The sequence below is a fragment of the Bacillus sp. EB106-04-02-XG92 genome, assembly GCF_058791995.1.
In genome coordinates, this window is record NZ_JBYTEA010000010.1 from 113862 (window position 1) to 131248 (window position 17387).

General features: G+C 34.5%; 16 protein-coding genes. 6 read left to right on the forward strand and 10 right to left on the reverse strand.

What is annotated here, in order from left to right; all coding sequences use genetic code 11:
* The first annotated feature begins 159 nt into the window (after window positions 1-159).
* Window positions 160-1545, forward strand: coding sequence for a peptide MFS transporter (locus tag AC3WVA_RS21820; RefSeq protein ID WP_071758895.1), 1386 nt, complete (start codon window positions 160-162; stop codon window positions 1543-1545).
* A 42-nt stretch (window positions 1546-1587) separates the two neighbouring features.
* On the opposite strand, the gene AC3WVA_RS21825 is transcribed toward AC3WVA_RS21820, so the two are convergent.
* Both AC3WVA_RS21825 and AC3WVA_RS21830 read right to left on the reverse strand, forming a co-directional pair.
* Window positions 1588-1767 carry an acid-soluble spore protein H gene (locus AC3WVA_RS21825; RefSeq protein WP_000382683.1) on the reverse strand — a complete coding sequence of 60 codons (180 nt, stop codon included), beginning with the start codon at window positions 1765-1767 and terminating at the stop codon, window positions 1588-1590.
* A gap of 191 nt (window positions 1768-1958) precedes the next feature.
* Complete coding sequence (locus AC3WVA_RS21830) at window positions 1959-2246, reverse strand: ArsR/SmtB family transcription factor (protein WP_000081429.1); 288 nt, start codon at window positions 2244-2246, stop codon at window positions 1959-1961.
* Window positions 2247-3067: 821 nt separating this feature from the next.
* Here AC3WVA_RS21830 and AC3WVA_RS21835 point away from each other — a divergent pair.
* On the forward strand, window positions 3068-4687 hold the full coding sequence (locus AC3WVA_RS21835; protein WP_000109123.1) for an L-lactate permease: 1620 nt from the start codon (window positions 3068-3070) through the stop codon (window positions 4685-4687).
* Between the two features lie 39 nt (window positions 4688-4726).
* On the opposite strand, the gene aspA is transcribed toward AC3WVA_RS21835, so the two are convergent.
* The 3 genes from aspA to gloA2 all read right to left on the reverse strand — a co-directional run bounded on the left by aspA (window position 4727) and on the right by gloA2 (window position 8245).
* Entirely contained in the window at window positions 4727-6160 is a 1434-nt protein-coding gene (gene aspA, locus AC3WVA_RS21840) for an aspartate ammonia-lyase (RefSeq protein WP_048525075.1), read from the reverse strand.
* A 292-nt stretch (window positions 6161-6452) separates the two neighbouring features.
* Window positions 6453-7751: a hemolysin family protein gene (locus tag AC3WVA_RS21845; RefSeq protein ID WP_098345917.1), complete on the reverse strand. Its 1299-nt coding sequence runs from the start codon at window positions 7749-7751 to the stop codon at window positions 6453-6455.
* Window positions 7752-7858: 107 nt separating this feature from the next.
* Window positions 7859-8245: an SMU1112c/YaeR family gloxylase I-like metalloprotein gene (gene gloA2 / locus AC3WVA_RS21850; RefSeq protein ID WP_492322182.1), complete on the reverse strand. Its 387-nt coding sequence runs from the start codon at window positions 8243-8245 to the stop codon at window positions 7859-7861.
* Between the two features lie 91 nt (window positions 8246-8336).
* On the opposite strand from gloA2, the gene AC3WVA_RS21855 reads away from it, so the two are divergent.
* The 3 genes from AC3WVA_RS21855 to AC3WVA_RS21865 all read left to right on the forward strand — a co-directional run bounded on the left by AC3WVA_RS21855 (window position 8337) and on the right by AC3WVA_RS21865 (window position 12216).
* Window positions 8337-9515: a NupC/NupG family nucleoside CNT transporter gene (locus AC3WVA_RS21855; RefSeq protein WP_098345916.1), complete on the forward strand. Its 1179-nt coding sequence runs from the start codon at window positions 8337-8339 to the stop codon at window positions 9513-9515.
* Between the two features lie 187 nt (window positions 9516-9702).
* Window positions 9703-10719, forward strand: coding sequence for an LCP family protein (locus AC3WVA_RS21860; protein WP_303660242.1), 1017 nt, complete (start codon window positions 9703-9705; stop codon window positions 10717-10719).
* 234 nt (window positions 10720-10953) lie between these two features.
* A complete protein-coding gene (locus AC3WVA_RS21865) occupies window positions 10954-12216 on the forward strand; it encodes a VanW family protein (protein ID WP_098521265.1) in 1263 nt (420 codons plus the stop codon).
* Window positions 12217-12264: 48 nt separating this feature from the next.
* Here AC3WVA_RS21865 and AC3WVA_RS21870 read toward each other — a convergent pair whose 3' ends face one another.
* Both AC3WVA_RS21870 and AC3WVA_RS21875 read right to left on the reverse strand, forming a co-directional pair.
* Window positions 12265-12537, reverse strand: a complete 273-nt coding sequence (locus AC3WVA_RS21870) for a hypothetical protein (RefSeq protein WP_048525081.1) — start codon at window positions 12535-12537, stop codon at window positions 12265-12267.
* Between the two features lie 15 nt (window positions 12538-12552).
* Window positions 12553-13071 (reverse strand): RNase A-like domain-containing lipoprotein, encoded by a 519-nt coding sequence (locus AC3WVA_RS21875; protein WP_000822712.1) that lies wholly within the window; start codon window positions 13069-13071, stop codon window positions 12553-12555.
* A gap of 376 nt (window positions 13072-13447) precedes the next feature.
* On the opposite strand from AC3WVA_RS21875, the gene AC3WVA_RS21880 reads away from it, so the two are divergent.
* The gene (locus AC3WVA_RS21880; RefSeq protein WP_098345913.1) at window positions 13448-13996 is read left to right on the forward strand and encodes a TVP38/TMEM64 family protein; all 549 of its coding nucleotides are present in this window, start codon (window positions 13448-13450) and stop codon (window positions 13994-13996) included.
* A 62-nt stretch (window positions 13997-14058) separates the two neighbouring features.
* Here the strand turns inward: AC3WVA_RS21880 and AC3WVA_RS21885 are convergent, their stop codons facing one another.
* The 3 genes from AC3WVA_RS21885 to AC3WVA_RS21895 all read right to left on the reverse strand — a co-directional run bounded on the left by AC3WVA_RS21885 (window position 14059) and on the right by AC3WVA_RS21895 (window position 17330).
* Window positions 14059-15759 (reverse strand): M4 family metallopeptidase, encoded by a 1701-nt coding sequence (locus tag AC3WVA_RS21885; protein ID WP_098521263.1) that lies wholly within the window; start codon window positions 15757-15759, stop codon window positions 14059-14061.
* A 165-nt stretch (window positions 15760-15924) separates the two neighbouring features.
* Entirely contained in the window at window positions 15925-16056 is a 132-nt protein-coding gene (gene nprX / locus AC3WVA_RS21890) for a quorum-signaling peptide NprX (RefSeq protein WP_016112135.1), read from the reverse strand.
* Window positions 16057-16058: 2 nt separating this feature from the next.
* Entirely contained in the window at window positions 16059-17330 is a 1272-nt protein-coding gene (locus AC3WVA_RS21895; protein WP_098521262.1) for a helix-turn-helix transcriptional regulator, read from the reverse strand.
* Between the last annotated feature and the right edge of the window lie 57 nt (window positions 17331-17387).

Consider the following 17387-nt stretch of genomic DNA (forward strand, 5'->3'; position numbering starts at 1 on the left):
ATCTCGTTTTCAGGGCAAAATACAGTAACGGTTGAAGAAAAATAGAACATTTTTAGAAATTTTCTTTCTATTTCCATATAATTCTATTGACTTCTAAATATTTTGTAAATTAAAATGATTACATAAATATCCGTTATACAGGATTAGGGGGAAACAAAAATGGATGCAGCTTTAAAATTAGACAAAGCTGGAGAGCAACAATCACCAAAAAAACATCCACCAGGGTTGTACTTGTTGTTCTTAACAGAAATGTGGGAAAGATTTAGTTATTATGGAATGCGTGGCCTTTTAGTTCTTTATTTAACAACTGCTGCTGTTAGTGGCGGGTTAGGATTTGATAAGGCAGTCGCAGTGCAATTATATGGTACTTTTACAGCGGCAGTATATTTCATGCCAATTATAGGCGGATGGCTAACAGATCATTATATCACAAGACGCCATGCCATTACTCTCGGCGGAATTATTATGGCAATCGGAAACTTTGTACTATTCTCCATGAATACAAAAACAGGACTATTCCTTGGATTAATACTATTAGTTATTGGTAATGGATTCTTCAAACCAAATATTTCTACACTGTTAGGTGAATTGTATGGTGAAAATGATTCACGCCGTGACAGTGCATTTACTATCTTCTATATGGGTATTAACGTAGGTGCATTCTTCGCTCCACTTATTTGTGGATTTTTAGCAGAAGATTTCTTTAAAACAAGCGTTAATGGCGTTATGGTTATGGGATATAAATACGGATTCTTAGCAGCTTGTATCGGTATGATTATTGGACAAATTGTTTTCAACTTATTAGCTCCTCGCTACCTTGGTACAGCAGGAACAACAGTTGTTGGTAAAAAAACAAAAAATCAACCTGCAATCGAAAAGAAACCTTTAACAAAACAAGAAAAAAATCGCACTTGGGCAATTGTAATTTTAACTTGTTTCGTAGTATTCTTCTGGGCAGGCTTTGAACAAGCTGGTAGTTCTTTAACACTTTATACAGATAAATTTGTTGATCGTACAATTTTTGGATGGGAAGTTCCAACATCTTGGTTCCAATCCGTTAATCCAGCGTTCATCGTACTACTTGCACCATTCGTATCTATGCTATGGTTAAAACTTTCTAAATCAAAGCGTGGCGATTTAAAAATACCAACAAAAATGGCATTTGGTATGATTTTACTAGGTATAGGTTACCTTGTTTTAACATTAGCGGTTCTAAAAACTGGAAGTAGCGAAGCTGATATAACTGTTAAAGCAAACTTATTATTCATCGTTATCACTTATATGTTCCATACAATTGGCGAACTATTCTTATCACCAATCGGGCTATCAATGGTAAGTGCAATTGCACCTGTTAAATTAGCATCATTACTAATGGGTGTATGGTTAGCTGGTTCAGGTATGGCTAACTGGTTAGCTGGTAAACTTGCTTCCTTTACACAATCATTAGGCTATCTTGAAGTATTTGCAAGTATTGGTATTATCGTTATCGTCCTAGGAGTTGTACTTCTTCTCTGCTCTAAAAAAGTTGCAAGTATGATGGAATAACAAATAAAAAAGACGCTTCTAATTTTAGAAGCGTCTTTTCTATTACTTCTCCTCTAAAGCTGTCACGTTCACGTGAACGCTTTCTCCAGGATTAGATACATCATACACTTGAGCAACTCCACTCTGCTCATCACAGCTCTCAATCCATACTGGTACGCCCTCATATGTAACGTCAATTCTACTTGAAGAAGATAAGATTTGTTTCACACGTTTTACATCCATTCTACTATTCCTCCTTTTACTTACTACACTCCTTTCTATCTTTTCTTTTCCCTTTAGAATCTATTCCATATAGCAACCTGTAAAGTGATAGCCTTTTCTTCCTTACATGCTAACATTTACTCTCATATCACCTTTCTGACAAATAAAAAAAGACGTATATCCCACACGTCTTTTTCCATAATATTCAAATTTTAAGAAAATAATGTTTTTACAACTTCACTTACTTTATCATTATGAATTTGATAATACACTTCTAGTCCTCGTCTTTCAAAGCGCACTACTTTATTTTGTTTTAATTTCGTTAAATGTTGCGACACAGTTGATTGCGGAATTTCTAACACTTCCTGTAATTGTGTTACATTACAAGTTCCTCGTTGCATTAGTTCCATTACTAGGCGTAAACGTAACGGATGCGCTAGCGCTCTTAACATTTGTACATCTTCTTCTGAAATACGACATTCGAATTGATTTTGGCTCATAAAGTTCCCCTCATTTTCGTTTTTATTTTCTTTTTATTTATTTATATATCTGTTCTTATATTTCCTGTTACGACATAACTTTATCAACTTATAAAGCCGAAAATTTTTTCCATTTTAACCAACAAAGAACTCAGGAAAAATTCCTTGCTGATTTTGAATATTATACTATATGATATAACGAAAAAGCAAAACAGCGGGCTGCAAATACTTTGCTTGCAAACGTTGTTTTATCAGGCTTTTTGTTATATTTTCAACTCATTGCAACGTGCAGTAATGATATCGTAAAATACCATCTATAATTGATAACCTTTCGTAAAGTAGTTGGAGTATATTTAACCTCTTTGTTACACTAAAAGGAATTTTCAGTAAAAAAGATACCGTAACATTAAAAATTAACTTATTGCTTTTTCATTCGTATTTATTAGCTTGAACTGTGACGGAATACTTCCTATTAAGTGCATTCACTGTCCCCTTTCTAACTTGATCAAATGGGACAAGCTATACCAACCTAACAAATATTAAATACTTCTGCATCCTTTCCTATTTGATACAAAGACGGCTTCTAATATAGAGCTGTAAGATCAATAAGCAAAGAAAAGAATATGCAAATAATTTATCTAGCCCGCTCAAATCTATTTGAACGGGCTTTTTGTCTACTTTATGAACAAAGTATTTCTTTTAACACTATTATGGAATAATTATACTTTTTTACGTTGACAATAGTGTTGAAGGAGAATATACTAAGCATGTAAGTTGATTGTGAATAGTTTCACAAATAATGTGAATTTCTTCACATAAAATAGATAGGAGTTGTCATTATTATGAGTACTTGGACACAAATTTATGATCCATTAAACAATATTTGGTTATCTGCACTAATCGCAGCACTTCCAATTTTCTGCTTCATCATTTGTTTAATGGGACTGAAAATGAAAAGTTATATCGCTGGTCTTTACAGTGTGATCGTCGCTATTATTCTTGCTATATTCGTTTATAAAATGCCAGCAACAGTAGCTGTAGCATCTGCCGGATTCGGTGTTTTATCTGGATTTTATCCAATTTGTACTATCGTTATCGCAGCAATTTTCCTTTATAAATTAACTGTTAAAACAGAGCAATTCAATGTCATTCGTGATAGTATTTCAAGCATTACAAATGACCAACGTTTACAAGTATTATTAATCGCTTATTCTTTCGGTGCTTTCTTAGAAGGCGCAGCTGGTCTAGGGGTTCCAGTTGCTATTACAGCCGCATTACTTGTAGGTATGGGCTTTAATCCATTAAAAGCAGCAGGTATTTGTTTAGTAGCAAACATCGCTGGTGGTGCTATGGGTGCTATGGGTATCCCAGTTACAGTACCAGCACAATTAACTCAATTAGACGCATTAACTATCGGTCGTCAAACTGTTCTTATTTTACCATTCATTAGTATTGTTTTACCTTTCTTACTCGTTTCAATGGTCGATGGAATTAAAGGTATTAAAGAAACTTGGCAAGGTATTCTTGTAAGTGGTATTTCTTTCGCAATTACTCAGTTCGTCGTAACTTATTTCTTAGGTGCAGAACTTACTAATATTTTCGCAGCCGTTGTAAGTATGGTCTCTCTTGCATTATTCTTACGTGTTTGGCAGCCAAAATCTTCTACTAAAGAAGAAAAACAAGAAGAAAAAGAAGCTCATACATTCAATCAAATTCTATATGCTTGGTCTCCATTCGTATTCTTAACTGCATTCGTTACAATCTTTAATTTAAAACCAATTAAAGCTTTATTTGCTCCGGATGGCGCACTAGCAAACTTAGTATTTAACATTCAGTTCCCTGGTCTTCATAATGCTGTTATGAAAACTACACCAATTACAAAAGCTGATACACCTTTCGCAGCTGTTTTCAAGTTTGATGTATTCTCATCTACAACTACTGCAATCGTATTAGCAATTATCGTTTCACTTATCGTGTACCGCGTAAAAGGAAAAATGGTTAAAGAATTAATGGTCGAAACAATAAAAGAACTAAAAGCTCCAGTATATACAATCTGTAGCGTTATCGCTTTAGCTTACGTAGAAAACTACTCTGGTATGTCATCTACACTTGGACTTGCATTCTCTTCTACTGGTAATGCATTCCCTGTTCTTTCTCCAATCTTAGGATGGATTGGCGTATTCATTACAGGATCAGTAGTATCAAGTGGTTCATTATTTGCACCGCTTCAAGCAGTAACTGCAGATCAATTAAACATCGTTCCTTCTACTCTTGTTGCATTAAACGTAGTAGGTGGTACAATGGCAAAAATGGTTTCACCACAATCTGTAGCAGTTGCTTGTGCAGCAGTTGGACTAGTTGGTAAAGAATCTGTCCTATTTAAAACAGCAATGAAATATAGTTTAATCTTCTTAGCTATCATTAGCTTACTTCAGTTAAACGCTGTATTTAATATCTTTTAAAAATAAAACCCCGATCCAAGTGGATCGGGGTTTTTCACATTACATCTTCTTATTCTTTAATAAAGAAGCACCAGCAATTTCAGGGTGTGTCATTTCGAATGGATCTAAAATAATATCCAATTCTTCTTCTGTCAGTACACCATGTTCTAAACATAACTCCCTAACAGATTTTCCTGTTTCAATTGCTTCACGTGCAATACGAGATGCTGCTTCATAACCAATATGAGGGTTAACTGCTGTAATAATTCCAACACTTTTCTCAACATATTGTTTCAGCAATTCTTCATTTGCTGTAATTCCTTTAATACAATATTCACGGAATACACGGAATCCGTTATTCATAATACTAATAGATTGAATTAAATTAAATACGAGTACAGGCTCCATTACATTTAACTCTAATTGTCCTGCTTCTGATGCTAAACAAATTGTATGATCATTACCAATTACTTGGAAAGCAACTTGATTGATTACTTCTGCCATAACAGGGTTTACTTTCCCTGGCATAATAGATGAACCTGGTTGACGAGCTGGCAATTGAATTTCCGCCAATCCAACACGTGGACCAGATGCCATAATACGAAGGTCATTCGCAATTTTAGACATATTCATCATACATACTTTTAATGCCGCAGATACTTCTGTGTATGCATCTGTGTTTTGCGTTGCATCAACTAAATGCTCTGCACCAACAAGTGGGAATCCGCTAAATGTTCTCAAGTGTTTAACCACTTGTTCAATATACATAGGGTTTGCATTTAATCCTGTACCAACAGCTGTCGCCCCCATGTTCACTTCATATAAATGTTGGCGAGACTGTTTAATTCTCTTTATATCACGCTCAAGCACGCGGCTATACGCTTCGAATTCTTGTCCAAGACGAATCGGAACAGCATCTTGTAAATGTGTACGCCCCATTTTAATAACGTGATCGAACTCTTTTGCTTTTGCACGGAAAGCTGCATGAAGTTCTTCCATTGTAATAAGAAGTTCTTCTAACATCATAAGAGTTGCAATATGAATTCCCGTTGGAAACGCATCATTCGTTGATTGAGCCATATTCACATGTGTATTTGGGCTAATCTTTGCATACTCGCCTTTTTCATATCCCATACGTTCTAACGCTCGATTAGCGATTACTTCATTTGTATTCATATTAATAGAAGTTCCAGCACCGCCTTGGATTGGATCTACGATAAATTGATCATGGAATTTCCCGTCAACAATTTCTTGTGCTGCCTCTGCAATTTCATGTCCAATGTCTTTCGCTAAGTAACCAGTATCCATATTTGCAAGTGCCGCCGCTTTTTTCACAATTGCCATTGCCGTAATGAGTGACGGATGAATGCGATATCCTGTAATCGGGAAGTTTTCTACAGCACGTAATGTTTGTACACCATAATAAGCTACATTTGGTACTTCCTTTTCACCTAAAAAGTCTTTTTCTATACGTATATCCTTCGTTGCTATCATTTTCATCACCTATACTTTTCATTCTAAATCCTTATCTAAAAAATTCGCCCTCTAAAAATACGAGTATCATGCAGAAGAATTTTTCAGTATCCACCTTCACTATATAGCACCTGTTTTGAAAGCGCAAACATTTATTTTTCTATATATACTTTTTATAAAGTGAAACTTTAATCAGCCCTCACCAATCGGACTTTAATGGGCAGCCCGACCCCCACCTAAATTCTTTGCTTTCGCTGAATGTTGAGGTGGGAGTCTTACTGCCCATTAAAGTGGGATAAATATTTATAGAAAATCATTCTTCTACTTTCTTTACTTCCACTCGTTTAATTTGATGCATATCCTTTTCAAGAACTTTAAAAGAAAAGCCTGATTTTTCAATAATATCTCCTTCAGCAACGATTTGCTTTTGTACCATAATCCAGCCACCAATTGTATCTACATCATCAGCGATTAAGTGTATGCCAAATAAATCATTTATTTCACTAATAAGCACTTTTCCATCTACAATCTTACACCCTTCACTTATATGCTCTATAGGCAGGTGTTCATCTTCATCGTATTCATCTCGGATTTCTCCAACAATTTCTTCTAAAATATCTTCTAGTGTAACGATCCCAGCGGTACCGCCATATTCATCATATAATACAGCTAATGGAATTCGTTTTCTTTGCATTTGTAATAGCAAATCATGAATAGGGATATTTTCTAACACTTCAATAACTGGCCTTGTATATGGCGTAATCGAGCACTCCTCGTCTCGATTACCATCCATATAACGAATAAATAAATCCTTTACATTAACCATCCCAATAATTTCATCTTTATCTTCACCAAATACAGGATATCTCGTATATTTTTCTTGTGCGATTATTTTAATATGTGTTTCAAATGGTTCGTCCTCATATAACCCTACAACTTCCGTACGAGGTACCATAATTTCCTTTGCAACTCTATTATCAAATTCAAAAATATTATTTACATATTTAAATTCCCTTTGATTAATCTCTCCGCTCTCATAACTCTCAGATAAAATTAATCGTAATTCTTCCTCCGAATGAGCAACTTCATGTTCAGAAGCCGGATGTAATCCAAATAATCCTGTCACAAGCCTTGCAGAACCATTTAAAGCCCAAATAAACGGATACATGAATCGGTAAAAGTAAATAATTGGCTTCGATAATAGTAAGCTAACTTGCTCTGCCCTTTGTATAGCAAGCGTCTTCGGAGCAAGTTCACCAATGACAACATGTAAAAATGTAATCACTGCAAAGGCAATAATAAATGAAACTGTACTTGCAATTGCAGGAGAAAATTGTAGTTTTAAAAACAACGGCTCGAGTAAATGTTTTATAGTCGGCTCGCCTAACCACCCGAGCCCTAACGCAGTAATTGTAATACCTAACTGACATGCTGATAAATACTCATCTAAATTTGAAGTTACTTTTTTGGCTGCCAATGCTCCTCGTCGCTTTTCAGTAACGAGTTGATCAATACGACTGCTGCGCACCTTAATAATTGCAAACTCAACAGCTACAAAAAAACCTGTTAATGCAATAAGGATAGCGACCATCAATAATTTTATAATATCCACATATATCCTTTAGCTTTCTTAGCTAAAGTTACACCTCCTTTAAAAAAGAAGTTTCACTTTAGTTTCTTCATTTACGCAAAAGCAACCCTATATAAAATTCACCAATTTCAAACCTCATACAATTCTAACGGTAAACCGTCAGGGTCTTGGAAAAAGACGAATTTTTTTCCGGTTATTTCATCGATACGTATCGCCTCAGTCTCAACACCACATTGATTTAAATGTTTCACAGCCTCTTCTATATTTGTAACAGCAAATGCTAAATGTCTAAGTCCAGCTGCTTCTGGGAAGCTTGGGCGATTAAGCGGACTTGGAAATGAAAATAATTCGATTTGATACTCTCCCCCTACACATAAATCTAACTTATAAGAATCTCGTTCTTTTCTATATACTTCATTTATCGCTTGAAAACCTAATATTTGAGTATAAAAATACTTTGACAGTTCATAATTCGAACAAATAATTGCAACGTGATGCACTCTACTTATATTCATGACTTCTTTATTCCTTTCTTTACCAAAGATGCATATTCTCCCTTGAAATGAAAAACATATATAGCAGAATATCTCTTTTAGGGGGCTTACTATGAAATTTATTACTTTTTTCTTAGGACTTATCGTCGTCTTCTTCCTTGCTTATATCGCTAGTAACAATAAGAAGCATATTAAATTTAAACCTATTTTCATCATGCTTCTTATACAGTTAATTTTAACCTATTTATTATTGAATACAGAAATCGGTCTCATACTTATTCGGGTCATCTCCAGTTTGTTTACAAAGCTACTCGATTATGCTGCTGATGGTATAAACTTCGTATTTGGCGGCCTTGCCAATAAAGGTGAAATGCCCTTTTTCCTTACTGTCTTATTACCAATTGTCTTCATTTCCGTCTTAATTGGTATACTACAACATTTCAAAATACTACCATTTTTCATTCGTTGGATCGGTTACTTCCTCAGCAAAATAAATGGTCTTGGAAAATTAGAATCTTATAATGCTATCGCATCTGCCATTGTCGGCCAATCAGAAGTTTTTATTACGGTCAAAAAACAATTAGCTCAAATTCCAAAACACCGTCTTTATACACTTTGTGCATCTGCCATGTCAACTGTATCTATGTCTATCGTAGGTGCCTATATGACAATGATTGAACCTAAATATGTAGTAACCGCACTCGTTCTCAATTTATTTAGCGGTTTTATTATCGTACTTATCATTAACCCTTACGACGTGAAAGATGACGAAGATATTTTAGAGATTAAAGGCGAAAAGCAAAGCTTTTTTGAAATGCTTGGAGAATACATTTTAGATGGCTTTCGCGTAGCTATCGTTGTCGGCGCTATGCTTATCGGATTCGTCGCATTAATTAGCTGCATTAATGATCTATTCCTCATTATATTCGGCATTACTTTCCAGCAATTAATCGGCTACGTCTTTGCGCCTATTGCATTCCTTATCGGTGTACCAAGTTCTGAAATTGTCGCGGCTGGTAGCATTATGGCAACGAAGCTTGTAACGAATGAATTTGTAGCAATGATGGACCTTAGTAAAATCTCTAATAGCCTTTCTCCCCGTACAGTTGGTATTATTTCTGTTTTCCTCGTTTCTTTTGCCAACTTTTCTTCTATCGGCATTATTTCAGGTGCGGTAAAAGGATTAAACGAAGAGCAAGGAAACGTCGTTGCCAGATTTGGCCTTAAATTACTATACGGAGCTACTCTCGTTAGCATTTTATCTGCAATTATCGTAAGCATTATGTTGTAATTAGGTAAAATTTTATCATTTTCTTATCTCTATCTTTTGTATACAATAACGAATAGATGTCTTAATAAATAATCAAGACATCTATTTTTTATACATGTACAATCGCTTTTATTTAGCGTACAATATTTTTTATGTGTTTGAATATGCTTCTAGATGTATACACTTTGATAGTTTTAAAGGAGAAAAAATGATGAAATCCGACATGAACAAAGATACCCGAGCCAAAAAAGAACGATCAAAGAAAAAACGCCTCCTTTGGTTCCTTCTTATTCCATTACTGATTATAGCACTAGGAACAGGAGGCTACTCCTTCCATATATACAGTAAAGCGAAGTCTGTGTTAAGTAATGCCTATTCAGAACTGAGCCGCGGGGATAAATCCAGCAAACGTGAAAAAGCCGTTAAACCTATGACTGATAACATTTCTGTACTCATTATGGGTGTCGATGAAAGTGAAATCAGGGACAAAAATTACGGAAAAGCAACTCGTACAGATGCGCTATTACTTGCCACGATTAATAAAAACGATAAATCTGTTAAGCTTGTCAGTATTCCACGTGACTCACGTGTCTACATTAAATCACGTGAGAAATACGATAAAATTACACATGCGCACGTATTCGGTGGTGTAGATAGCACAATTGATACGGTAGAGAACTTTTTAGATGTTCCAGTTGATTACTATGTAAAATTCAACTTTAAATCATTTATCAAAATTGTTGATTCCCTTGGTGGTATTACTGTCGACGTTCCAGTAGAGTTTACAGAACAAAATAGTAAAGACGAAGCAGATGCTATTCACCTGAAAAAAGGACGTCAACATTTAAATGGAGAAGAGGCATTAGCACTAGCTAGAACTCGTCATATCGATAGTGATTATATGCGCGGACAACGACAACAGCTTGTTTTAGAAGCTATTGCTGAAAAAGCACTATCTCTTAATTCCATTAATAAAATCGGTGGCCTATTAGACGCAGTTGATAAAGACTTAAAAACAAATTTAACTTTTGATGATATGATGACAATTGCGAAAAATTCAATGGGTTCAAACTTAAAAATGGACAAATTGCAAGTAGAAGGTACTGATAAATATATAGGTGGTATTTATTATTACGTTCCAAACGAAAAAAGCGTCAATAATATTTCGACAACACTACAAGAACATCTCGGTGTTACGAATAAAAATGAACATAAAAAATTATAATAAAAAGGCTGCTAGATCTTTCTAGACAGCCTTTTTATTATATTTTTCAACATATTTCTCGTACATATTGTGACAAAAAGAGACAATTATTACAACAGTGTAACATTTTTTATAAAAACATTACACACATAGTGGAAATAATAGTATACTAGTACGTACATAATGTTATTTTCATCATTTTTATACAAAAAATGTAATACATATATTTATACGAAAATTTCTGGGGGGAAATAAATGAAGCTAAGTAAAATACTGATCGGTTCTGCAATTGCTGGAGGCATATTACTTTGTGTAGGCGGTGTTGGTGGATATCAATATGTATCCAAACTAAATAATCAGTTAGATACTACTGCACTACCAAATACTACATTTGAAGGTATTTCTCTCGACGGAAAAAATAAACAAGATATTCAAGCCATTATTAATCAAAAGGTAACTGAATTAGATCAAAAATCACTTACCTATATATCACAAAATGATAAACAAACGTACACATGGAAAGATTTAGGGATAAATTATAAAGAAAAAGACCTTATAGACAAAATCTTTAAAGAACAAGAAGGAAACGCAATGAATCGTTACAAAATGCGGAAGCAAGCGGAAAACGGTGAATTAAAACGTGACTACAAATTAACACCTAAATTAAATACAACTGCTTATGAAAGCTTTATGAAGGATAAATATAATGAAACATTAAAAAATCCTGTTAATGCTGAATTAAGTATTGAAGGCACTACAGTAAATATTAGTCAAAGTCAAAATGGAGAAAAAATCGATAAAGCAAAGTTAACTGATTTAACGAGGCAGGCCATTACTTCTGGCACACCTGACGTTACATTACCAGTTACACTATTAAAACCTGAACGTTCTACAGAGGATATACAGAAAATGGGGATTAAAGAAGTAATTGCTGAATACTCTACTCCAATGGCTGGTCGTAATGGGAATCAATCCTTTAACGTAAATAAGTCAGCTAATACTTTAAGTGGAGTTATTGTCGCACCTGATGAAACATTTAGTTTTAATGGCCGCGTTGGCGTAACGGATGCTGCACATGGTTATAAATCCGCAGCAGTATTTTCACAGGGTAAAGTGATACAAAGTGCAGGCGGAGGTGTTTGCCAAGTTAGTAGTACTTTATATAGCGCTGCTTTAAGAGCGGATTTAGGAATTGTTTCTCGAAGCAATCATTCTATGCCTGTAAATTACTTACCGCTTGGGCAAGATGCAGCAGTGGCAGATTATGGTCCAGATTTAAAATTTAAAAACAATACAGGCAATCATATTTATATTCAAGCATTTTCAAATGGAGGCAGTATTACTACACGCATTTTCGGTACAAATACTGGTAAAAATGTTGAAGTTTCTTCTCAAGTAATTAGTAGAACTAACGATAAAATAACAGCAGTTACATATAAAAAGGTAACACAAAACGGTGAAGTAATATCTAATGGACAAATTTCAAAAAGCGTATATAAAAGCGCTCCAAAACAATAAGACACTAGCGAACGGATAAATTTCAAAAACAAAAAAGGCGTGATTTACTCACGCCTTTTTCTTTTGCAATAATAATAAAAAGGTTGCAAGATGATCTTTCGTTTCTTCTAACGACCACATACGATTCCCCTGCTTCGCAGCTAATACGCACGCCTCTTCCCAAGCATCCTTTTTCTTCATATATAATAATTCATCGCGTAATTTCAAAACAATTTCTTCGTCTTCTTGCTCTATAAACTCTTCCATCACGCCTACTATTTCATCCTCATGGACACTTAACGTACAGTACGATTTAAGAAAGTATTGTAATGTCGTATACATATGTACTCCCCCTTCTTATTTGTCAGATGGATAAGAAGTAATGATCTTATATCCTAAATCTCCTGACTTATCTCTCGCTAAAACCGTAACAGTTTTTACTAACTTGTCTTTTACATTCATATTTTTCTTTATTACCGTTTTTCCAACCGGGAATGAATGCGTTGTATTTAATACGAGACGTGCCTCTTTAGAATTTTTTAACCAATCTTGAATTTCCTTATCATGCTGCTTCAAACTATCTTTTACAGCTTTCGTTGCTGTTTCCTTATCATAGTATGTACTTGCCGCTGATACTTTATCTGTCTTCAAGCGATTCTTCAAATCCTCTTCTGATTTGCCTACATGTCTTTCAATCGTATGACCATTTTTAGGCGGCCCTTCCATTTCATCTAAAATATTATCACTAATTTTTTCTACTGATGTCGATTGATTCCCTGTTTGTTTCTCTGTTTTTTGTTCTTTTCCTGCACATCCACTTAAGATCAGCATTAGTGCCAATAAACTACTCAAGAAAAGACTACTTATTCGTTTCATCATACCACCTCTTTCATGATTATTATCGTAACTCCACTAAAAGTCAATTTCACACCGAAAAAACATACACATTTTTCAAATTCCTTACCAATTTTCATGAAACCACTATTTTTGACATCCCCATAAATATACCCCTATATTTTTCGAATTATTTCCCAAGCTAAAACACCCCTAAAACACAAATAAAAACCTTTAATAACTAGGTTTTATTTGTGTTTTTCAAGAAATGAAAATATACCCCTATTTCAATATACCTAATACCCTTATAAGGTATAAATATGTTATTTTATCAACATTTTCTACATTATGTAAATTTACACTTGCCTACATAATGAAAATATGGTGTAATGCAAAAAAAGATAAAGGATTTTAAACGATGGCTGAAACAATTCAAAACTTCTTAACAGACTATTACTCAATTGCAATTCCACTTAGTATCTTAATTAACATCATCATCAGTCTTTTAGGTGTTATCCCTAGTATTTTTTTGACCGCTATTAACATACAGCTCTTTGGCGTAGTAAACGGCACAATCATTTCGATCATAGGTGAAGCCTTAGGTGCTATTATCTCGTTTTATATTTACCGTATAGGCCTTCAAAAGCTCACTCACGATAAATTAAATAAGTATCCTAAGGTAGAACGTCTTCTGTACGTAGAAGGTAGAGAGGCCTTTCTACTCGTCCTCTCTTTTCGTTTCATTCCATTCATTCCGTCCAGTATCGTGACTTTATTTGCGGCTCTAGGCAAAATGTCATTACTATCCTTCAGTATTGCCAGTACAATAGGTAAAATACCGTCCTTATTAATTGAAGTATATTCTGCATACCATGTTATAAACGGTACAAACGAAGCAAAGTGGATTGTAACAAGCGCAGGTTGTATCGGATTGTATTATTTGTGGAAAAAATGGAGAAAAAAATAAAGAAGGAGCCTATGCTCCTTCTTTATTTTTGAAGTATTTTATTAATAACTTCCCTTAAATCCTTAGTTTACACCAACAGCACTATATGATTGCTTAACTGCTGCTACTTCTGCAGAGCTAGCACCATATAAGTCAGCTGCAGCTTGTACTAATCCAGCACGAGCTTGACTAAAAGTAGTAGATTGCGTGAAATATTGCGTATTTGCACGGTAATAAATCGCTCCTACTTTATCTTTACCAATACCGTTCACAGTAACACCGTAATGCGTACCACCATTCGCTAGTAAGTAAGCCGCTTTGTTAATAATACCGCTATTTGTATGAACGCCACCGTTATCACTAGTGCCTGTGTAACGCTTAGAATAATGATCTGGATCACCATATTTTGTTGGATCACTCATAGAGCGAAGTGCATCTCCAGCTTTACCAGGCGTGTAAATATCTTCACCAATTTCCCAATCAGGGTTACGGTTATCATAATACTCTACTAATGTACCAAATACATCTGAAATAGCTTCATTTAATGCTCCTGATTCATTTTGATAAATTAAATCTGAGCTATACTCTGTAACAGCATGCGTTAATTCATGGCCAATTACATCAATTCCACCAGACAATGAAGTGAATGTTACACCATCACCATCTCCGTATACCATTTGTGAGCCGTTCCAGAACGCATTATTATACTTACTTCCGTAATGAACTGTTGATTTTAATGGTGCTCCTGCATCATTAATAGAGTTTCTATTAAAAGTAGCTTTATAATAATCATATGTTTTACCTGCATAGTAATGAGCATCTACTGCCGCTGCATCATACGCTGTATTGAAAACATTATCCGCATCTACCCATAACGTTCCCGGTAATGTAGTTCGGTTTTTCGCATCATATGTGAAAATCGTTGCTCCACGCGTATTATCTTGTAAATAGTAAGATGATGCAGATAACGTTGTATTAAGCGATTTCGTATCTCCTAATACACCTTTACCAGTACCCACTGCATTTGTTCCTGTTACAGGCTTTACAGCTGGTTTCGCTTCCTGTTTAGGTGCCTCTTGCTTAACTGGTGATTTATCTTCATTTGCTACATGATCCAATTTATTATATTTATTTAATACTTTACCACTGTCTGCTTCAATGAAATAGTAGTAGTTTCCTGGGCTCGGCTCTAAGAAGTTTAAATTTACAACGTATGCATATGTTGTTTCTTCACCATTTTGATATACATATAAGTCCGCTTTTGGTTCTACCTCATATTTAGGTGTAACACCTAAATCTTTTTGCGCAATTTCAATTGCTTTTGCGCCTTCGATCTTATTTTTATTTTTCAACTTTTCTTTTTTGTCTAAATCAGGTGCAACTGTTCCAGATAATACTTTTAAAGAACCATCTTTACTTACGTGAGCTACTTGCGTAGAACCCCATACAGGTACTCCTTCATATACTTGTTGCAAACGTAATACTGTTGAATCAGTTACAGCATCTTTCTTCGCTTGTTTCACTTTGAAAGAATCTTGTGCACTCTTTTCCCCTAACTTATAATCACCTTTTGCCGCGTTTAAGTAATCAAACACAACAGTTTCTGCTTTCTTACCAGTTGCTCCAGTTAAATCACCAGAAATAAACTCTGGTGACTGCACCGTCTCATTGTACTTCTTCGTAGAGAGCACATTTTTAGAATCTGCAAATGCAGAGCCTGTCCCTCCAAACGTTGTAACTGCCATTCCTGTCGCTAACACTAACGCTAAACTTTTCTTTTTCATGAACCTTCCCCCTAATAAATTATTTTTTGAAAAAGAGTAGTTTCATATTAGCATTATGTTTCCACTATTAATATACTAAAAATTCAAATAATTATTTTCTCAAGTTTTGTAGAATTTTGAGGAACAAATATTGAAAAACCCCTTTCCGGTTGGAAAGGGGGGAGATTATAAATTAACTTGTTCAACAGTTTTAGCTTGTTGACCAACAATATCAGGTTTACTGCTATATTGATGTATTCCTCCAGCAACTGTAAGAGTCACTATAAACGCCAATACTCCAAATACCATCTTTTTCATTTTTATTCCTCCTTATTATCATTCATTAAATCAATAACTAACCTATAATATCGATTACTTTCTTCAAATCTGGATAAACCGGAAAAATGTTCTGCTAGTTCAATGTATACTTTCTTTAATTCTATTTTATTTCCTGCAGATTTATACAACGGGATAGCCTCATTTTCCAAAAACACTTTATAATCTTTTGCTTCTTCAAAATATTTATATCTAAGCATTAAAAGCAAATATAATTTTGCATTAAATCTCTCTTCCTGTTTTGCTGCATCAATCCCCTTATCAATTAATGTCCTTGCCTCTTCCAACTCTTCTAATTTAATGCATACTAATGCCATTTCGTATATTGTATCTAAATAGTTTAAATCTATTTGTTTTTGAAGTTGTAGACTATCTAAATAATATTTTTTCGCTTGCTGATATTTGCCTTTTTTATAATAGATACTTCCCATATTGCTTAAAGTAATAGCTAATAGTACATCCTTATCAGCAAAAGATGTGGCCTCTCTCAATATGCTCTCATACATCTTTAAAGCTTCTTCATACTGACCTTTTTCTGTATAACTTACCGCAATAAGGATTTGGCAATTAATTATGTTTCTAAACTTATATTCACTACGAAATCCTTCTAATGCCATATTTACAAAATGAATTGCAAGATGATGAATATCTAAATGAGTATATGCAAGCGCTATATTATAATACATGCCTGTTTCATGATACCCTTGTTCCTTGGCCATTACTTCTGTTTTTAATAAGTAATCTAGCCCATCCTTCCATCTATACTGTAAACAGCACAATAACCCTCTACTATACATATATAATAACTTCTGAAATGGAGAATATTTTTTATATACCTTCTTCAACTTATCTAATTCTTCTTCGAGTGCAGAAATATCCCTTTTCATAATTAAATAACGTGTATAAAGTAACTTATAATAATTTATAATTTCAAAATCCAAAACATGCTTCATTTCACCTTGTAATTCTTCATATATGCGCTCTACTAGTTGCTTGTCTAAATGAACGAGTGCGTTTAACCATTCATCCAGCTTCCCCTTCACATCTTCTTCTACATCTCTCAAATCCGTCACGGCAATTTCTAATCTTGCGCAGAGCAATTGTAGAATCTCTTCTGATGCTTCGATCTTTCCATTTTCGATTTTACTTAAGTATGAGACAGAACAAATGCCCTGACATAATTCTTCTTGTGTCATTTTTTGCTGTAGCCGTTTATAAAAGACTTGTTTGCCTATTTTTTCTAATGTTTGTTGCATTGTCCTCCTCCATTCTCATTACCCCCATTACTCTAATAATACATAAAATCTTGAGAA

What these genes read in the sequence shown, in the direction of transcription:
- AC3WVA_RS21820 (WP_071758895.1), top strand. Translation starts at nt 160, where the DNA reads ATGGATGCAGCTTTAAAATTAGACAAAGCTGGAGAGCAACAATCACCA.
- AC3WVA_RS21825 (WP_000382683.1), bottom strand. Translation starts at nt 1,767, where the DNA reads ATGGATGTAAAACGTGTGAAACAAATCTTATCTTCTTCAAGTAGAATT.
- AC3WVA_RS21830 (WP_000081429.1), bottom strand. Translation starts at nt 2,246, where the DNA reads ATGAGCCAAAATCAATTCGAATGTCGTATTTCAGAAGAAGATGTACAA.
- AC3WVA_RS21835 (WP_000109123.1), top strand. Translation starts at nt 3,068, where the DNA reads ATGAGTACTTGGACACAAATTTATGATCCATTAAACAATATTTGGTTA.
- aspA (WP_048525075.1), bottom strand. Translation starts at nt 6,160, where the DNA reads ATGATAGCAACGAAGGATATACGTATAGAAAAAGACTTTTTAGGTGAA.
- gloA2 (WP_492322182.1), bottom strand. Translation starts at nt 8,245, where the DNA reads ATGAATATAAGTAGAGTGCATCACGTTGCAATTATTTGTTCGAATTAT.
- AC3WVA_RS21855 (WP_098345916.1), top strand. Translation starts at nt 8,337, where the DNA reads ATGAAATTTATTACTTTTTTCTTAGGACTTATCGTCGTCTTCTTCCTT.
- AC3WVA_RS21860 (WP_303660242.1), top strand. Translation starts at nt 9,703, where the DNA reads ATGATGAAATCCGACATGAACAAAGATACCCGAGCCAAAAAAGAACGA.
- AC3WVA_RS21865 (WP_098521265.1), top strand. Translation starts at nt 10,954, where the DNA reads ATGAAGCTAAGTAAAATACTGATCGGTTCTGCAATTGCTGGAGGCATA.
- AC3WVA_RS21870 (WP_048525081.1), bottom strand. Translation starts at nt 12,537, where the DNA reads ATGTATACGACATTACAATACTTTCTTAAATCGTACTGTACGTTAAGT.
- AC3WVA_RS21875 (WP_000822712.1), bottom strand. Translation starts at nt 13,071, where the DNA reads ATGAAACGAATAAGTAGTCTTTTCTTGAGTAGTTTATTGGCACTAATG.
- AC3WVA_RS21880 (WP_098345913.1), top strand. Translation starts at nt 13,448, where the DNA reads ATGGCTGAAACAATTCAAAACTTCTTAACAGACTATTACTCAATTGCA.
- AC3WVA_RS21885 (WP_098521263.1), bottom strand. Translation starts at nt 15,759, where the DNA reads ATGAAAAAGAAAAGTTTAGCGTTAGTGTTAGCGACAGGAATGGCAGTT.
- nprX (WP_016112135.1), bottom strand. Translation starts at nt 16,056, where the DNA reads ATGAAAAAGATGGTATTTGGAGTATTGGCGTTTATAGTGACTCTTACA.
- AC3WVA_RS21895 (WP_098521262.1), bottom strand. Translation starts at nt 17,330, where the DNA reads ATGCAACAAACATTAGAAAAAATAGGCAAACAAGTCTTTTATAAACGG.